Annotated in this window: 15 protein-coding genes, 1 other RNA gene and 2 pseudogenes; 9 read left to right on the top strand and 9 right to left on the bottom strand. The window is 55.0% G+C overall.

Annotated elements, in window-relative coordinates:
* The first annotated feature begins 75 nt into the window (after positions 1 to 75).
* Positions 76 to 1161, top strand: coding sequence for an SGNH/GDSL hydrolase family protein (locus RB_RS10025; protein WP_011120218.1), 1086 nt, complete (start codon positions 76 to 78; stop codon positions 1159 to 1161).
* On the opposite strand, the gene RB_RS10020 is transcribed toward RB_RS10025, so the two are convergent.
* The 4 genes from RB_RS10020 to RB_RS10005 form a co-directional block, all read right to left on the bottom strand.
* Positions 1095 to 2435 carry a hypothetical protein gene (locus tag RB_RS10020; protein WP_011120217.1) on the bottom strand — a complete coding sequence of 447 codons (1341 nt, stop codon included), beginning with the start codon at positions 2433 to 2435 and terminating at the stop codon, positions 1095 to 1097. The genes RB_RS10025 and RB_RS10020 overlap by 67 nt on opposite strands.
* 18 nt (positions 2436 to 2453) lie before the next feature.
* Positions 2454 to 2873, bottom strand: coding sequence for a hypothetical protein (locus RB_RS10015; RefSeq protein ID WP_011120216.1), 420 nt, complete (start codon positions 2871 to 2873; stop codon positions 2454 to 2456).
* A complete protein-coding gene (locus tag RB_RS10010; protein WP_164921814.1) occupies positions 2864 to 3919 on the bottom strand; it encodes a DUF1559 family PulG-like putative transporter in 1056 nt (351 codons plus the stop codon). Before RB_RS10010 ends, RB_RS10015 begins: the two co-directional genes overlap by 10 nt.
* A 309-nt stretch (positions 3920 to 4228) precedes the next feature.
* Positions 4229 to 4756: a hypothetical protein gene (locus RB_RS10005; RefSeq protein WP_011120212.1), complete on the bottom strand. Its 528-nt coding sequence runs from the start codon at positions 4754 to 4756 to the stop codon at positions 4229 to 4231.
* Between the two features lie 726 nt (positions 4757 to 5482).
* Between RB_RS10005 and RB_RS10000 the strand changes: the two genes are divergently transcribed.
* Complete coding sequence (locus tag RB_RS10000; RefSeq protein ID WP_037227959.1) at positions 5483 to 6562, top strand: succinylglutamate desuccinylase/aspartoacylase family protein; 1080 nt, start codon at positions 5483 to 5485, stop codon at positions 6560 to 6562.
* 89 nt (positions 6563 to 6651) lie between these two features.
* On the opposite strand, the gene RB_RS09995 is transcribed toward RB_RS10000, so the two are convergent.
* Positions 6652 to 7500 (bottom strand): SDR family oxidoreductase, encoded by an 849-nt coding sequence (locus RB_RS09995; protein ID WP_011120208.1) that lies wholly within the window; start codon positions 7498 to 7500, stop codon positions 6652 to 6654.
* 41 nt (positions 7501 to 7541) lie between these two features.
* Positions 7542 to 8330: an SDR family NAD(P)-dependent oxidoreductase gene (locus RB_RS09990; protein WP_011120207.1), complete on the bottom strand. Its 789-nt coding sequence runs from the start codon at positions 8328 to 8330 to the stop codon at positions 7542 to 7544.
* 344 nt (positions 8331 to 8674) lie between these two features.
* Between RB_RS09990 and RB_RS28070 the strand changes: the two genes are divergently transcribed.
* The 5 genes and pseudogenes from RB_RS28070 to RB_RS28740 all read left to right on the top strand — a co-directional run.
* Positions 8675 to 8902, top strand: a complete 228-nt coding sequence (locus tag RB_RS28070) for a hypothetical protein (protein WP_231846369.1) — start codon at positions 8675 to 8677, stop codon at positions 8900 to 8902.
* Positions 8903 to 9751 carry a putative glycoside hydrolase gene (locus tag RB_RS28065; RefSeq protein ID WP_276664699.1) on the top strand — a complete coding sequence of 283 codons (849 nt, stop codon included), beginning with the start codon at positions 8903 to 8905 and terminating at the stop codon, positions 9749 to 9751.
* Between the two features lie 1135 nt (positions 9752 to 10886).
* A pseudogene (locus RB_RS28540) lies at positions 10887 to 11111 on the top strand (zinc-ribbon domain-containing protein); the annotation flags it as partial.
* 15 nt (positions 11112 to 11126) lie between these two features.
* Positions 11127 to 12851 carry a zinc-ribbon domain-containing protein gene (locus RB_RS09980; RefSeq protein WP_231846367.1) on the top strand — a complete coding sequence of 575 codons (1725 nt, stop codon included), beginning with the start codon at positions 11127 to 11129 and terminating at the stop codon, positions 12849 to 12851.
* A 312-nt stretch (positions 12852 to 13163) separates the two neighbouring features.
* Positions 13164 to 13385, top strand: a pseudogene (locus RB_RS28740) (ISL3 family transposase); the annotation flags it as partial.
* A 97-nt stretch (positions 13386 to 13482) separates the two neighbouring features.
* Here the strand turns inward: RB_RS28740 and RB_RS09975 are convergent.
* The gene (locus tag RB_RS09975) at positions 13483 to 14478 is read right to left on the bottom strand and encodes an alpha/beta fold hydrolase (RefSeq protein WP_011120198.1); all 996 of its coding nucleotides are present in this window, start codon (positions 14476 to 14478) and stop codon (positions 13483 to 13485) included.
* Between the two features lie 76 nt (positions 14479 to 14554).
* Between RB_RS09975 and RB_RS09970 the strand changes: the two genes are divergently transcribed.
* On the top strand, positions 14555 to 15307 hold the full coding sequence (locus tag RB_RS09970) for a helix-turn-helix transcriptional regulator (RefSeq protein ID WP_011120197.1): 753 nt from the start codon (positions 14555 to 14557) through the stop codon (positions 15305 to 15307).
* 75 nt (positions 15308 to 15382) lie between these two features.
* Here RB_RS09970 and ssrA read toward each other — a convergent pair.
* Together ssrA and RB_RS09960 are read right to left on the bottom strand one after the other, a co-directional pair.
* Positions 15383 to 15762: a transfer-messenger RNA gene (gene ssrA, locus RB_RS09965) on the bottom strand.
* 111 nt (positions 15763 to 15873) lie between these two features.
* Positions 15874 to 16491 carry a hypothetical protein gene (locus tag RB_RS09960; RefSeq protein ID WP_011120195.1) on the bottom strand — a complete coding sequence of 206 codons (618 nt, stop codon included), beginning with the start codon at positions 16489 to 16491 and terminating at the stop codon, positions 15874 to 15876.
* Positions 16492 to 16808: 317 nt separating this feature from the next.
* Here RB_RS09960 and RB_RS09955 point away from each other — a divergent pair, with 317 nt between their 5' ends.
* A complete protein-coding gene (locus RB_RS09955) occupies positions 16809 to 17549 on the top strand; it encodes a DUF4332 domain-containing protein (RefSeq protein WP_011120193.1) in 741 nt (246 codons plus the stop codon).
* Positions 17550 to 17551: the final 2 nt, after the last annotated feature.

Below are 17551 nucleotides of genomic sequence, written 5' to 3'. Positions count from 1 at the left end.
TGAATGCAGTGGAAGCGAGTTGACGCGACGTGGTTCTCGTCGCAACGAAACGTCCATCAATCCTGAGGCGGTGTCATGAGTACGAAGAAAACCTCATTGCGTCTGCGTCGACGTTTGCTGTTCAGTATCGCGCTGATCGTCTTTGTTGGCGTCCCCGCGTACGTGGAATTCAAGCTTCGTCGACCGGTTGGAGACGGGCCAGCGGGGCCCGCAATTGATGCCGAACCGTTTGCGAGCACTTGGACGGATCATCGAGTTCATTTGTTGGGGATTGGTGACAGTGTCACGCGTGGTCTCGGTGCGAAGTCGAATTCGCATTCCTATTTCGAACGGCTGCGTGTCAACCCAAAGGACGAATGGCCGGACATGGAAGGCAAGCACCTGACCGCGGTTTTGCCGAATCTGTCCGCTTCCAATGTCGCAATCTCCGGTTCGACTTCGCTGGATCACGAACGCATCATCGAGACCGAATTGGAGCCCTTTCCCGACGATGTGTTTGGATTAGTGGTGATGACCTCCGGCGGGAATGATTTGATCCACAGCTATGGTCGCCGCCCGCCGGAAGAAGGAGCCATGTACGGTGCATCGCTTGAACAATCTCAACCGTGGATCGACGCATTCGAATCTCGTTTGAGTCGGATGTTGCGGTCTATCAGCGATCGCTTTCCCGCCGGATGCCAGATCTTTTTGGGCGACATCTATGATCCGACGGACGGTGTTGGTGATGCACCCAGCATTTTCCTCCCCGATTGGCCCGATGGTTTGGCCATTCATGCGGAGTACAACAGCGTCATTGGACGTGTTGCCAATCAGTTCGACCACGTTCACGTCGTTCCGCTACATCAGACATTCCTGGGGCACGGCTCGCATTGCCGCCAATTTTGGCGGAGCACATACGAATGGAACGACCCGACGTATTGGTTTTACACCAACATCGAAGATCCCAACGATCGCGGCTATGACGCGATTCGAAGGGTGTCCTTACGTGCCATTGTCGATCAACGGCATTCGCTAGCTGCCCTGAACGAGCAAACGCCGGAGCAAGGCCTTGAGAAGGACATTGATCCGGCGTCGGTCGATCGCGTGGGGCTGCTTCAGTCAGAGATCGAAACCAAGCTGGTTGGCATGCCTTCGCATTCAAACTTGGCTTCCACTGATTGATCGCTTAGTGAGATCACCCAAATGCTCGCGTCACCTGGGTTGGTCACTGCGATTTGACGTCCACGCGGAAGGAACACGGCGTCGTGATGTCCAAAGTGCCCTTCGATCTGGCTCGGTCCAACCGCGATTGGGGCTCGAGCCTTTGCGTCGGAGTAGTCACCATTTCCATCAGGATCCAAGTCGACCACATAGAGCTGATCGCTTTCCGGTGCTTCTTTGGATTCCGCGAAGCACAATGCGATGGGGCGGCCGCCTGATCCTTTGCCGACGATAGGCGTCTTCAGCGATTGATCGCTGGCCAGTTCCATCGACAATGATTGGACTTTGAGAGTGTCACAAGACGCATCGATGAAACAGAGTTTCGACTGCTCCGCTTTGCCGCTGCTAAAAACAACCGCGTGATCGATCGTCGCGAACGCGCCAGTTCGAAGCGGTTTGCCGTCTGAGTCGGTTCCGATTTCCAAGTGATTCACTGTGATTGAATCTGCCGCATCGTCGACATCCAAATCAGCGCGCACCCAGCACACACCGTCGCTGGGGGCAAAGAAGACTTTGTCGCCGCAATAGGTCGCTCCGTGAAGAATTCCCGTTGGGGATGCGATGCGATAGCCTTTGTCGGCATTCTCCGCTAATCCGACCACATCGACGCGGCCAGCATTCTCGCCTTCTCGGTCGATCCAGGTGCTGTAGGCAACCTTTCCTTCGGCGACCGCCAACGTGATGTGGCCACCACCGCCCTCGTAGAACCGTCCGGCTTCCGTGGGTGACTTCGCATCTCGAACGCTCTTTGAATCCAAAACGGTGAACCCGTTGCGTTGATCGTTCGCCATCACGAACGATGTTCCGTAGCGATACAAATGAGCCGGGTTGCCTTGGCCGCTATTAATCACCTTGGAGTGCACAGATGGTGCTTCGAGAAAACGCCAATGGAAGTGGTCTCCGTGTTCTTCTTGCGTTGCACCAGTTTCGACCGCGACCCATCCGCTGCCGATGTCGCCATTGGCTTCGTCACGCACGCCGACAACGAGCAAGCCGTCGTCGACCTGCATCTGAACCAGTGTTTGGTCATCCGTGTCCAAGTCGGGGAAACCGTTGACGTCTTTTTCAGACAGCGAGTAGCCGTCCTTCGATTTTTGCAAGTCTGCCCACTTCAGCGTGGCGTTGTGGTGATCCTGCCAAAAGAGGCGAGCGATCGTGCGGCCTTCGGCGTGAACGGACGAAGAGCCCATCAGCGAGAGTGCGGCAAAGGTCAAAATGAATGATCGAATGGTCATGATTGTTTGTTTCGGATTTCAGTGTTTGGATACGAGTGATTGAACGGCGCGGCGTGGCAGTTCGATCGTTTGTTGAGGCGATTCGGAGAAAGGTTTGAGTCGAAGCGAGTCGCTGAACTTCTTCATCACAGAAGGATTGAGCATCCAACCGCCGTCGCTGATGGATTCCATCGCGACGACGTAATCCTCCGGTTCAGGACTTGGTAATTCTGTGACGAATGCCAGGCCTCGTTCGTTGGTGATGGCACGAGCGAGCGGCGTTCCGTCGGCGGTTTGCTTCAACAACACCTGCACGTTCGCAAGCGGTTTGCCGTCGTAAAGGATCTTCACATAAGTGTCAGATTCACTTGTTGACGTGGTCGTTGAGGCATCACAGCCAGCAAGAACGACGGCGGCGCACCATGCCGTCCACATGGAGACGCGAGCGATCACGGCCACTGGACAACCTCCCGTCCGTCTCGCGAGAACAACGCGTGATACAAGGTCCGGTCGATTGAATCCGTCATGAAATGAACGCTGCCATCAAGCATCGCGTGCATCGATCCGCCGGTGTGATACGACCGCGACGAATAGAAGCCTCTGCCGTGCATGCCGACGTCGGGGATTCTCGAATTAGGCGTCATGTACCCATTGATCACCGTGGCGTACGGAACGCCTCGAATCCAAGTTGAGCCGCGGTTACCGGTGTACGAGCTGATTTTCGTTGGGAATACCGTCTCCAAATCAGGATTCAGAATCAGCGTTCCGCCATCGAGAAATCCGGGGTTGGGTGCGGTGTTGCCGCTGGTACCGCTCCAATTTGCGATTCGGCGATGTGGACCGGCGGGCGTGGGCTCGGTCAAGCCGCTGGTCTGGTCGCCCATGACCGTTTCGGCCAACAGAACCGTTTGACTGGTACCGTCCAAGCAGTCACGGAATTTCGCCCACGAGTTTTCCCAAACCATTCCGTCGGTTTTATAGCGATCGTCGTAGTTGGTATCTGTGCCGCTGCCGTAGCTGAACATGTAGCTCAGTCCGCCGGAGAATCCAGTTGCCCCGTCGGCAAAGGTGGTGCTGAACTTTGGATCGCCAGCGTCGCTCGCACAAAGAAATGTCGGCACGACGGTTTCAACCGCATCACGGAGATTTGGGTTGAACGCTGCGGCCCACGGAGGCCCGACCAGCAGTGGCTGCTCAAAGTCAATCAGTTCGCTCAGGCCAGCTTGTTCGATGAATGGCAGGACTCGAGCTTGCACGGAATAGCTGCTTGATCCCGTCATGGCAGGGATGCACTTGAACGAGCTCTCATAGTTGTGGGTCGCCAGTGCAATCTGTTTCATCTGGTTGCTGCATGACATTCGTCGTGCCGCTTCGCGGGCGGCCTGAACGGCAGGAAGGAGCAAACCGACCAAGATGCCGATGATGGCGATGACCACCAGCAATTCGACCAGTGTGAACGCACCGCGAGAATGTCTGTCACGCGTGTGGAGTGGTGTGGTTATCATTTGATTCAAATTCAGTGAGTGCGCAGGAAGATTAAAAGGCCCCGCGCGGCGCGCACGTCGATCGACACAGGTTTGGTCGGACCGGGCGCCGCTCGTCGCAAACGCACACGCGGGGCAATGGAAAGCATCGAATTGCGTTTCGAGCCCGCAGTCACACCGAGCAGCAACCACCCTTTTCAGGACGTTGAGCGGTTTCGCATTTGCCAGCATCTGCCCGTCCGCCAAAAGTGATGACGCGACCGAGCAAACAATGGGACGCACCTTCGGTCAGGAAACCGAGGCGCACAGCGAATGCGGAGTGACTGAAACTCAGGCGAGACGCAAAGGCGGGCCACGCAGAGGCGGCCAAGAAATGGACGGATCAACATCCGCCGAATGGCATATCGGCCAAGAAACAAACTCAATCCACTCGCACGCAATGATCGCCTGATCATGATCGATCAAGCCAACGGGAGCGGCGAGTGATTGGCAAATCCAGCATGAATGCGAATCGTGCTGAGATGGGGCGTCTTTGACCAATTCAACCGGAGTTGCGATCGATTCGCCCTGAGGCGAGGCCGGCTGCGTTTCAGTGCAACCATGCAAATGGCAGCATCGTTGATGAGTGTCGTCCGTCGTCGCGAAAGCGTCTGGGTGCTTCGGCGGAAGGAGCTCGCCGTTTCCGGATTCTGCATTCCCGTGAGCTGAATGCCCGTCAGAGACATATCCGTGATCGCAGTGACCATGATGACAGACGTCGTGGTTGCACGTGGCAACATGCAACCAAGCCGGTGCATGGCCAAGCAACAGCGTGACGCTGAGCAAGAAAGTCGTGAATGGTCGGATCGACGGGATCACTGTTCACCCAAACGGGAGACAATTAAATAGGAAATGCAGGTCCGACCAAAGACTCAGATCCGCATACGATACGGAGTTGAGACCGGTTCGACAAGTTCGAAGAATTGCCCCGTGTCCCAATTGGCGAAAGATCATTCGAGGTGAGACCGGTCAGATTGAAGTCCGGATCACGACCATTCTTCGCAAAAGCACCACACCAGGACCAAGCAACAGATCGACGGGCTGAGATTCGGAACTTCCAGGCAGTTGCAACGACTTCGATGCAATCGTCACCGTTGATCAGAGAACCAACGGTTGTAGAGGGCTCACAATGGTAGAGTTGGTTTCGCTTGGGAACGGTCGGGAAACGATTGTCAGGTGTTCTAGCCGGAATCGGCTATGGGACGCTTGGCACAAAATTTACCGGATGCGTCTTTCCCGCTCATTGATTGGGCGAAAAAGGTGACGGTGTACGGCTCTTTCGCCAACGAAGAATGCACAAGGTTTCTACATAACAACGGAGCGGGCGGCAGAGTGGCTCTTTTGTCATTTGCAAAGCCCGTTTCGAGCTATGGACCAGAACACGACAACGCTCGAACAAAGTGTTGAAATGGGCCCCCGTTTCATCGTAGGTTTGCAGAGAACACAATCAGACAAAGCAAAGTCCTTCTTTGGATGCTCATGCAGCTGAGCGTCCATGGTTTGCGCGACTTTTCACTCACAACGAATTTTCGATCGATTTCCACTATGTTCCCTCCCAAACTGTTTCCCGACGTCGAACCTGAGCCCGGCGAGCGTCTCAACACAGAGATGGCGATTTCGGAGTCGTACAGCAGCCGGAACATCACGATCCCTATTCACGTCCGGCGCGGCATCCATGATGGGCCGCGAGTGTTTGTCACCGCGGCACTGCACGGCGATGAACTCAACGGGACCGGAGCAATCCGGCATCTCCTCTCCGACGCTTCGTGGGAACTTCATTCCGGAACGCTGATTCTGGTTCCGGTCCTCAATATCCTTGGGTACGAGCGTCACTCTCGTTATCTACCCGACCGTCGCGATTTGAATCGCTGTTTTCCCGGGTCAAAGACGGGAAGCATGTCCTCGCGGATGGCTCGGACCATCTTTGACCAGCTGATCGAACCGTGCGATTTCGGAATCGACTTGCACACCGCCGCCGTTCGTCGCACCAACTATCCAAATGCTCGAGCGGACTTGTCCAATCCGAAGTGTGCTGAGATGGCAGAGGCATTCGGCGCAGGGATCATCCTGGATGCTCCCGGGCCGGAAGGCTCGCTTCGCCGATCAGCGACTGATCGCGGCGTTCCCACGATCGTCGTCGAAGGCGGTGAAGTTTGGCGAATGGAATCCGCCGTCATCGACTGCATGACGCGTGGTGTCCTCAACGTGCTTCGGAAACTGGAGATGGTCGACGGCGAAATTGATGTGCCGATCAAGCAAACAGTCATCAGCCACACCAAATGGATTCGTGCCGAGCGTGGCGGTCTGATGCAAATGCATGTTGCACCGGGAGAAACGGTCAAGAAAGATCAACCACTGGCAACCAATTGCAGCTTGCTCAACGAGGGCCAGAATCAATTGCTTGCACCATTTTCCGGTGTGGTGTTGGGGGCCAGCACCTTGCCATCAGTCAAGCCTGGTGAGCCCGTCGTCCATATCGGCAAGCTAGGGACTCGGAAGCAGACGAATGCTTATGAAAAACGCTCAGAGAATGATTCCGTTCAACAAGACGCGATTGAACAGTTCTCATCAAGCGTTCATGTCATCGCGCCCGAGTCAATCAACACGGACGAAACGGATTCCTGAATGATCTGCTGTTCGTCGGCATGTTATCGGCAATCCTTTGCGAGACTCGCTTGTGCAAACTCGCGTTGGTCCGAGCCTTGCGAAGTGGCTCACCGCTTCAGTTGGTCAAAGTAGGTTTTCCAGTCCAAATGCTCTCGCCCGGATGCTTGGGCGAAGTGGCTTTCGTTGTCGACCGCACCATTGCGGATTCCTTCGTAAATCCCCGCGATGATTTCCCCAAGGAATTCGCCCAGTTCGGCAGTTCGGTCGGCGCGATATTCGTCGACTGACATCGGACGGTATCTCAGATCAGTTCCGAACGTTTCGTTGAGATATGTCGTCAACTGTTGTTGCGTGATCGCTTCGCCGTGCAGGTTGTAAACCTGCCCGTTGTGCTTTGATTCCGTCAGCATTTTCGCGTAGGCGTCTGCGAGTTCCGACCGCGTCGTGTAGCCGCACTTTCCGTCACCGGCGCAGTTGGCTACTTCGCCGCGTTCTTTGTATTGATCGATGTATTCGACGTCGGGTTCGATGTAGATTCCATTGCGGCCGATCACCCATGCGAGCCCACTGTCACGGACGTCTGACTCCGTTTGGCGATTGCTTTGAACGACGGGTGAGAACGCAGTTCCTTGTTCGGCCCCTTGGATACTGGTGTAAACAATCTTGCTCACACCAGCACGCTTGGCGGCTTCGATCACGTTGCGATGTTGCTGGATGCGTTTCTCGGGAGCGTCCATCCCTGACACCAGTAAGAGATAATCGATACCTTGCAGTGAGTTCTCCAGGTCCGCCGGCGAGTTGTAATCGCCAGGACGGATTTCGATGCCGAGCGAGCTAGCTTTTTCCGGCGTTCGTGCCAATCCGATCACATTGTCGCCGCCGACCAGTTTGACGGAAGCTTCCACAATGGCAGCACCCAGTTGACCGCTGGCGGAAGTGATTGCAATCTTCATCATCGAGTTCCTTGTTGATGCCAGGAGCGTGGTTCACCCGAAGGTTAAGCGATCGTTGGAACGATGCCGCCATCGCTTCGCAGAGCGGCACCGTTGATGGCCGAAGCGAGCGGGCTGGAGACAAACGCGACGAGGCTTGCGATCTCATCGGGATCGATCAGTCGTTGGATCAGCGAGGTGGGACGGTTCTCCGCCATGAATCGCTTTTCGGCTGACTCATACTCTTCGTCTGGAAACAGATCACCGACAAACTTCTGGACGCCCGGTGTCGCTGTCGAACCTGGCAAGACTGAATTCACGGTTACGTTCGTTCCTTGCGTGAGTTGGGCAAGACTTCGCGAAAGAGTGAGTTGGGCGGTTTTCGTCATCGCGTAATGCGCCATTTCTGGTGAAGGCACGATCGCCGATTCGCTGCTGATGAACACGATCCGTCCGGAGTTTTGATCGAGCATACGTTTCAAATAGTGCCGGGCCAATCGCACGCCGCTCATCACGTTGATCTCAAAGATCTCGTTCCATTGATCGTCGGTCAGGTCGAAAAAATCCACCGGCTCAAAGATACCGAGATTGTTGATGAGAATGTCGACGTTGGGATGTTCATCCGTCGTTGTCGCGATGCCTTCCGCGGTTCCGTTGTCGGCGACCAGTCCAACCAACTTCGCATCCGGCAGTTCCTTTTGGATCTCATTGATCGCTTTCTCAACGCTCGATGTGCTGCGAGCGTTGATGATCGTCGTCGCTCCTTCTGCCGCGATTCTTTTGGCAATGGCCATGCCGATTCCGCCGGAGGAAGCCGTGATCAGTGCTGTTTTGTCGTTGAGTCGTAAGTCCATGTGTCATTTGCTTTTGGTTGAATTGCTTCTGAGAGGTGATTCGAATCACCTCGTAGTGTTGGATGTTCATTTCTCATGAGCGTCCGCACGGGGTGCGTCTCGTGACGGGACAGGAGCTATGAACGCGGCAGGAAACGGTAGTCGCTACGATGTTGCCAACTTCCCACACGAACGCCTGTCGCGATTCGAGAGGAAGAATCGTTTCCAAACCCAGCGATGGAATGAGTCTCCGGTTCTGATTGGGGCGACGCTCGTGTTTGCTGTTTCACCCATGAGTGTGCTTGGCCGGTGAGTTCCGGCAGAATTCAAAACAACGGATGAAACTCTCAAAAGGAAGATCCAGAATGAGAAGAAGTCGATGCATCGTGCCAGTGGTGATAGTTGTATCCGCGTGTTGGCTCACCGGTTGTTTTGCCGCTGAAGTGAACAACGCACCTGCCGCATCCGACGAAGGTAACGGAACGGTCCACGACCGCACCGCTTCGCCTCGACCTGCATTCAGTTGGGATCGAGTCCCTTTGTACATGCACATTCGAAAGGCGACCGATTTCACGCCCGAAGAGTTGGACTAATTGAGCGGATTCCCTTTGATCACGTTGGAGAAGACCACGGGGAGTCGGACTCATGGATCCACCGAGGCGGGGTCTCTCGCGGCAGCCAAAGCGATCAAGTCTGTTAACGAGGACACGTGTGTTCTGTACTACCGAAATGTCATGTGCAACTATTCCGGCTACAAGACCAATGACGGGTTGAGGGACATTCCCGGAGCCTTCCTGCAGGGCAAAGACGGCAACCGAAAGCTGCATCGTGGCGTTCGGGAAATCTACGACCTGTCTAATCCTGATGTCCGTCGATGGTGGGTCGATCACTGCGTGGAAATGGCAAGCCACGATGAGATCGACGGGATCTTTTTGGATGGCAACATCAAAGCCCTTGAGCCAGCCTACCTTCGTGCGGAGATCGGAGCCGAGAAGAAGCAGGAAGTTACCGACGGCTACTTCTCGATGATGCAAGATCTGAAGGACCGGATTCCACCCCACAAGATGCTGTTGGCCAATGTCATCCGAGCCAGGCTGACAGATTCTGGCTTGGACACGATGCGGTACTTTGATGGATCTTACTTGGAAGGCATTGAGAGCCAGGCCAATGGCCTGACACGGGTGGAGTATTTGGCGAAAGGGATCGATGCCGTTCAGTCCGCGGCGCGTCAGGGGAAGATCATCGCCATGTCGATTGGCCTGGGTGACGCGGCGCTCACAGGGCTGAAGATTGATGACAGTCGCAAGAAAGTGGCACGGGGCGCCAACATCCAGCCACGTCTGGAGTATTGCTTGGCGCTGTTCTTGATCTGCGCCGAAAAGTACAGCTACTTCCTTCCTCATGATGGATACAGCGTGAACAACAACGACAGCGCCGTGTGACTCACCCGGTTCCCTGAATACGACAAACCCTTGGGGCCACCCAAGGGACCCGCGGTGAAAGATGGCACCGCTTACACGCGAGAGTTTGAATCAGCGAGCGTCTTTCTCGATATCGAAATGCAAACCGCAAAGATCACTTGGAAGGAAAGGAAATGAACTCACGCTCGCACAAAAATTCGCCTGTCTGATCAACCCGTCGGCGATCTCACGTGCCGAATCCTTCGTTCGTTTGAGGTGCATCGAAGAGACGCTGAACAGGGAACGGATCACGAATGGTGGTTGGTTAGATAATGAGGTGCATGGTGATCGTGTCTGGTCTTAGGCGTTGAAGCATGTTTCAACGCTCCCCGATCAAACCGCCGAGCGGTGACACTCGACAGCCTCGGGTTTTCAACCCGAGGGCCCCTGGGCGACCGCAGCACAACAAAGCCGCGGAGCGGCGACAGGTGGTTCGCTCACGCTGTTAATAGCGGTCGCTCCGCCGCCCATCTCCGCTGGTCGAACGAGACGAAGGGGCTACTTTTTTATGCCGATCTTTTGTGGTTGGATTCGGCATCCGCAAACGGCACGCCGTACCAACTTACAAACCCAAGCAAGAAATCGAAACCAAAGTCGCAAGGGAACTCCCCACATCTGAAAATTCGAAACAAGGCCGTCCGAAGTCAGACAGTTTCCGCTTCCGTTTCGGGGCGAAGCAAGAGCGGTCACGGGGCATCTGCCAAGCAACGCCCCCCAGTCTTTTGACGACCCCGTGTCTATTGCTGAATATGATGGTTCCTATAGTGATGCAAACGATTTTCTGCGTGATATGCGTCTCATGAAGAAGTCGCAATTGACGCCGGCGAATGTGTCTCTTCTGAAATGCACGGGATCTTGGTAGACTGGGGGGCAATGAAGTTAGCATGCTGCAACCGCAATGAGCTAAGCACCTCGGCAGGAATGATTGGGTAAAACCTCACGTAGGCGAGTCTCTCTGAGACTCGCAAATGACAGCGTCTCGGAGAGACGCCGCTACGTGATCAAGCCCAATGACTCCCGCTCACGTGCTTAATAGGCAGAAATAGACTGCTTGCAGTAACGAAGCCGAAACTGTCGCCACGCTGAGTGACTGGTGGTGTAACGCAACGGATATAATATGGGCAGAACGCTACAACATACGGGTATTCGCGTGCCACTATTGGTGGCGTACTCACTCGAGGTCGCGGAAGAATGGGATCCAACAAAGAACATCAGGTTCCAGCGGGATGAGGTTCCATACAATAGTAGCTATCGGGCTTGGTGGAGGTGCAGAAAGGATCGCCGGCATTTTTGGCAAGCTAGCGTTGCAACCCGAGCGATTAAGAAACAAGGCTGTCCCTACTGTTCAGGACGGAAGGTGCTTGCCGAGGATTCAATCGTTGCGTTGTTTCCCGACGTTGCTGTTGAATTTCATCCGACCAAGAACGGTGACGCGCGACCGGAGCAGTTCGCGCCGAAGTCGAACAAACGCCTTTGGTGGCGATGTCGGACTGACCCGTCGCATGAGTGGGAATCTGAAGTTGCCAATCGAACCGAAGGCAGCCAATGTCCCCAATGTCGGAAACTCAACAATTCGTTAGCTCGCAAGTCTCCACAATTGGCAGCGGAATGGCATCCAACGAAAAATGGCTCGCTGACGCCAGAAATGTTTTCCAGTTCCAATCCTGAGAGAGTTTGGTGGCAATGTCGTGAAAACCCAGAGCATGAGTGGAGGGCTGCCATCGAAACCCGAAAGCGTGGCAAAGGTAGCTGTCCGGTGTGTCGCTCAGGAACTTTTAGGGCGGCGAATTCATCATCAGGAAAGGTCGCTACACGGCGGGGATTGAACGAAACTGCCCCAGAGCTGTTGGACTACTGGCATCCAACGAAGAACGGGACAACAACACCGGAAAGCGTTTCTCATGGTTCTAAAGAGAAGGTGTGGTGGCAGTGTCCCAAAGATCCTAGCCACGAGTGGCAGGATCCGATCAAAAAGGTTCACGGTCGACAGCGAAAGTGCTTGATGTGTGTTAGCCCAATGAGACAAGGTGTCGTTCGAGCAGAAGAGTCGTTCGGTCACACCTATCCTGAGCTTCTTGCCGAATGGCATCCTACCCTTAATCCTGGCATTGATCCGATGACCGTGTCGCCGGGTAGTTCTAAGAAAATGATGTGGCAATGTTCCAATGAGCCAGAGCATGTCTGGCAAGCTCACGTTTTTCGTCGCACCAAAGGTGCGGGCTGTCCTTTTTGCAGCGGTTTGCGAGCTGATTCAAAAACTTGCTTAGCTGCAGTAGACGCCGAGATTGCTGCGACATGGCATCCGACCCAGAACGGTGACGTGACTCCCGCCGACGTTACTCGTCAGAGCGCAACCAAACGATGGTGGATATGTGATGTCAACTCCGAGCACGTTTGGTTGGAGTCCGTCCAGAATCGCGTTAATCGCCGACAGTGCCCTGAATGCAACAAACTTGCTCGGAAAGGAAAACTTGAAAACGCCCTTGCCCGTGCGATTTCAGAAAACGTAACTTCCTACGCGACCTTCACTGATTCCATCGACAGCTTGTCGCGACTGGCTTTGCTTGAGTCGCCTGACGCGGCGTTGCAGCAGGTTCTGTATCGCCAAGTTTTCGCGGGTGTAGTGGCGTCGATGGAGACATATCTTTCGGATACGTTCATTAACACAGTGGTAGGTTGCAAGGTGTTGCGAAATCGCTTCGCCAGAGCAACTCCTGATTTCGCTGATCGTAAATACAAGCTAGACGAGGTAATTGACTGGGAGATCCACAGCCAAACGGTGGTCAAAAAATATCTCGTCGATCAAGTGTTTCATAACCTGCCAAAAGTTGAGCCACTGTTCAAGAAAGTTCTGAAGGTCAAGTTTCCGACCGGAGACGCATTTGCCGATTTGCAGAGGATCGTGAATGCACGGCATAATATCGTTCATCGCAATGGACGCACAAAGAAGGGGCGGGTTCTTTCGCTTACCGTTCCGGAAATTGATTCCGCAATCTCCAAGGTCCGTAACTTCGTGGAAGATATTGATTCGCAAGTGGCAGAGACGCCATGGAAACCACATCGATCCACAGAGGATCGTTGAGCTGATTGGTAAACAAAAAGCGGAGGTTTTCCGTTTGCGAAATGAGGCGCTTCCGCCGAATCGGTGGGGGGAAACGTCTTGGGACTTGGTTGAAATGGGGGAGCGTGGGTCGACCTCGGCACGGGGCTCAGCAGAATGGGGCCGCCCCTCCCGCCTCGCCTTCGCATCGTCCTGGGCCGGGCCAGTGTCAGGCCGATGCGAAGGCGAGGCGGAAGGGGCTCCAGCAATCACGTCACAAAAAAGATGCATCTTGCCGGACACTGAGCTATTGATGTTGTTGCAACACTTCAGCAACAACCCAGGACCGACAAGATGCAGCTCAAAACTATCCTCAACCGAGCCGAAAAGCAAAAGGGGGTTGTCTACACAAGCATCCGTTGGAGCGAGGACAACCAAGCGATCTGGATCAGCATCAGGCCGCACGCGCGAAGTCGCCCCGTTTGCAGTGGCTGCGGAAAGAAACGCCCCGGATACGACACCCGAGGAGAAAGGCGGTTCGAGTTTGAGCCGCTGTGGGGTTTCCCGGTATTTTTTTGGCTCGGCTCCGCACCCTCGCGTACGCCTGAATGGCTCACACACTCGTTGACACTTGGATGCGTGTTGAGCCCGTTCTGGTCTGTTCGGTTTCATCTCATGGCTTCTGCTCACCTGCTTGATTGCCATGTTGCTGCGTTAGCCAGTTCAAGATGGCTTGGTTGGTTTGCCCTGGTTGTTCTTGCTGGATCCAATGGCCGCAGTCCAGGTTGATCACGTCGGCGTTGGGGACGTATTCGGTCAGTCTTTCGAACTGGGGAATGATGTCTCGGTCGCCATGGATCATCAGTGTGGGCTGCTGAATGATTGGATTGACGTCGGCCAACAATCGCCAGTTTCGATCCAGGTTTCGATACCAGTTGATGCTGCTGGTGAATCCCGTCGATTCAAACGCGGAGATGAAGACGGCCAGTTCATCGTCATTCATCAGCGGCTCGCCTCGTGGCGTTTCTGCTTTGGCAAGGTTGATCATCATCATGCCCGGTTCGGGGGGTGCCGGCGGCACGTTCTTACGGAACAGGTTGCGAAGGAACTGGGACGTGTTTTCGTTCAGCACTGTATCCGCAACCCCGGGACGCCGGTTGAAATGAACGAAGTAGTGGTCGCTCCCGAAGAGTTCTTCCAGAAACTCAATCCAGGGTTTGTCGCCACGCTCTTGGTAAGGCAGCGCGAGGTTGATCACTCGATTCACGCGGCGAGGATGCAACAGAGTCAGCCCCCAAACCACCATCGCGCCCCAGTCGTGACCGACGAAGGTCGCATCGTCGTATCCGAAGTGATCCAGAAGTGCGACAAGGTCTCCCGCCAGATGCTCGAGGTCGTAGGCGGTCACTTCGGTGGGACACGATGAGTTTCCATAGCCGCGCTGGTTGGGCGCGATGACGTGGAATCCGGCTGTGGCGAGCGCGGACATTTGGTGACGCCAAGAGAATGCATGTTCCGGCCAACCGTGACAAAGCACGATTGGGTTTCCGGCGTTTTCTTGACCCGCCTGGAAGACTTCAAGTTCCACACCGTTGATTGAAATCAGAGTGGGTTTGGGAAAAGCGGTCGAGATAGTCATTCCAATACCTGGTTGTTTTGGGGCGGTCATTTCGTTGTGTGTCGCAACTTCGGAATCTGCTTGCGAACACGAGCACGCTTAGCGTAGAACGAAACGGTGCCAAAACGTGTCACCATTGAATGTGGTTTGTGAATTGAGTGCTCGCCCTCGACAAGACGCGATCGTGCGTCTTCTTCGCCGCAACGGAACCATGACGATCGCTGGATTGGTGACAGAGGTTGGGGCATCCCGACGCACTGTGCTGCGTGACATCAGTGCTCTTCGCGACCAAGGTTTTGCCATTCATTCGGAACCGGGACGCGGCGGTGGATTGCAACTCGATCCGCAATCGGTTTTGACCACCGCGAGATTGTCCGTCTCGGAGGTCTTCGCGTTGATCATCAGCGTTTCGGCGATGCGTGCGACCGGGAGTATTCCGTTTCTGGGGCTCGCGGATACCGGGCTCGCGAAAATCGAGAAGGCTTTGCCGACGGACAAGATCCGTGATTTACGCCGACTATTTAAATGTCTGTACGTCGGGACGCTTGCCCCGCAGGTGGACATCTCGAACATGGGGAAGATGACGCCGACGCTGTTGCCCGCATTCGAGACCGCGTTTCTCCGGCGATTGCATCTTCAATTCCAGTACCGAGACGCCAAAGGTGTTGAGACGCGTCGAAAGGTGGAACCGCAAGCCGTGCTGATCTTGCCGCCGCTGTGGTATTTGGTGGCTTGGGATCCTGCTCGTGACGATTTTCGGCACTTCCGAATGGACCGAATCAGCCGCCCGCGATTCGTCGACGGTGAAACCTTTCGGCGACGTCATGTCCCGTTTGAGGATCACGTGCGTCCGGTTCGCGAACCGACGTCGCGTTCATGACAGCCTGGACGCCAGGCTCACTTGGAACGGGGTAAAGAAAAAGCCGAGTTGCGATTGCTCACAACTCGGCTTTTGAAGTGGAGGCGGGGAGGATTGAACTCCCGTCCCGCGATGCATCCACGATGCCGTCTACATGTGTAGTCAAGCTATTTGTGGAATCTCGAAGATTCCTTTTCGCTTCATCGGGCGCTACCTGACAGGCTCCCGAATCCGCTAACTCAAATCTTGTTTAGCGACCCGCGTCTTGAGTAAGACGGGCCACGATCCGACATTGTGACGGACATTCAGGCGACATCGGCGATCCCCATCAGTCCGGGCTACCTGTAATTAGGCGGCCAGTGCAAAGTTTTCTTCTGCAACTAAAAGTTTTTGATCAGCTTTTTACGTGGCCAACTGATCAACCACGACACGCAGGCATACGCTTCTTGACATCCGGTCGATTCCAAGTCGCCCCCTTGCTTCTTCATCAGACGTTCATTCTACCCGAATGGTTCGCTGTTCGTCGTGGGGTTTGTCATGAATTCCAACGCGAATTGTTCACAAAACGTCGGGATACGTCGACAAAATCAACGCTGCAACGCAATATCGACTAATGACGATATTCCGCCACTTTGGCTTTCACGGACGACCAACCGGTCGCCAGCACGCAGTGCGTAGTCCGATTCTGGGCGAACATCGCCGGCACCACGATCCGCGAATTGAACTTCCATGCGATGACCTTCGACCGAATCGGTTGAATGTCGATACAACACCGCTTCCATGCGTCCGAATCGTTTGTCGACCCCGGTTTGCTTGAGCAAGGTGCTGACGAAGACGGATGGGCCCTGTGGGGTCGCACCCGAAGCCGGTGGCAGCGGGAGCACGCGAACGGGCGTTTGGTCGCCGACGATTTGCAACACGATCGAGGAGTTCGCTTTGGCTTCGCGAACTTTGTGATAGACCTCTTCATTGAATGTTCCGGTCGTCATCATTGCCCCGGAACCGACCGTGTCGAAACGCGATTCCGAATCACCGCCACCGGGTGCCAGCCCACTCATTTCGCTGAGTTTGGGTGTTTTGATACTGGGCATTTTCAGTGCGCTGAGTTGCAGCGGAGCACATCCTCCCGCGATGACGGAGAAGGCTGCCACAACACAGGTGAGAAGCAGAGTTCCGCTCAGTTTTTGTTTGGTGGGGCGTGTCATGGTGGGAAGGCTTCGTCAGGCGAAGAATGACCTTGAGGGTCGCGGAAATTAGATCGTCTGGGAAGATAATCGGCCTTCCTTCGAAGTTTCTTGAGCAATCTTTGAACATTTCCTCAACCCGATCAATTTGAAGTCAACGCTCGTGTCGCAGGCCTGGGGCAGGGAAAAGCTGGCCGATTGGTCTGCGATCCATTGATTGAGGCTCGCCTGGACCGCGGTTCGCATCTGCCGACGGCGTGTAACTGGGGTGGCAAACATTCCTGAGGCTCTGGTATCGAAAATCCTCTCGAATCGCTTCCTCCCAGGAGTCTTCTCTTATGTTCGAGTTTTTGAAACGCTTCCCTCTGCGTCGTCGGTCTCCAGTCTCGCCGATTCCTTTGAATCAAGGCGGCGATTCGTCTCGCGATGTGGTCTTGCGGCTGCAGCTTCCACCGGCGGCCGAGGAGCTGGCCACGGCCGTCCAAGCCACTGCCGCTCCGGCATCCATCATGATGCCCAACGCTGTTGAAACTCGAGTGGTTTCCAGCACGATGCCGGCGGATCCCGCACCTGGTTTGGCCACCACTCACCGGCCATCTCGAGTGAGAAGCAGTCACCGTGAACGCATTTTTGCGATGCGGATCGAACATCTGCAGATCTGCAACGAGAAGCGGTGTCGTTTGCTGGCAAAAGTTGGCGTGGTGACTGCGGGCGATTTGGCTTGCTGCAATCCAGACCAGATTTCGCGTCATTACAAATCGCCCGGCCGAGCCCTTCGCTCGATCAAGCGGCTACGGGCTGCGGTCCGTTTGGCCGTTGCCATCGACGGCATGATGCCGCGTGACGCACTAATTCTGGTCGCCATTCATCGCCGCAGCGTCGCATCATTGGCTCGCGAATCGGCGGCTGTGTTGCATCGAGATTTGGAACGATTCTCCCTGAGTAGTCGCGGACAACGATTGGTTGGGCACCGTGGTGTTCCCAGTTTGCGACGAGTGAAGAGTTGGGTTGGACAATGCGAGCAATTGGTCGCTCATTGGATTCAAAACCACCCCGCCGAAACGCAAGTTGCCGCGTAACG

Source organism: Rhodopirellula baltica SH 1 (assembly GCF_000196115.1).
GTDB classification, from domain to species: domain Bacteria; phylum Planctomycetota; class Planctomycetia; order Pirellulales; family Pirellulaceae; genus Rhodopirellula; species Rhodopirellula baltica.
The sequence above is the reverse complement of the archived record's forward strand: the minus strand, read 5'-3'. Positions and strand labels throughout refer to the sequence as shown.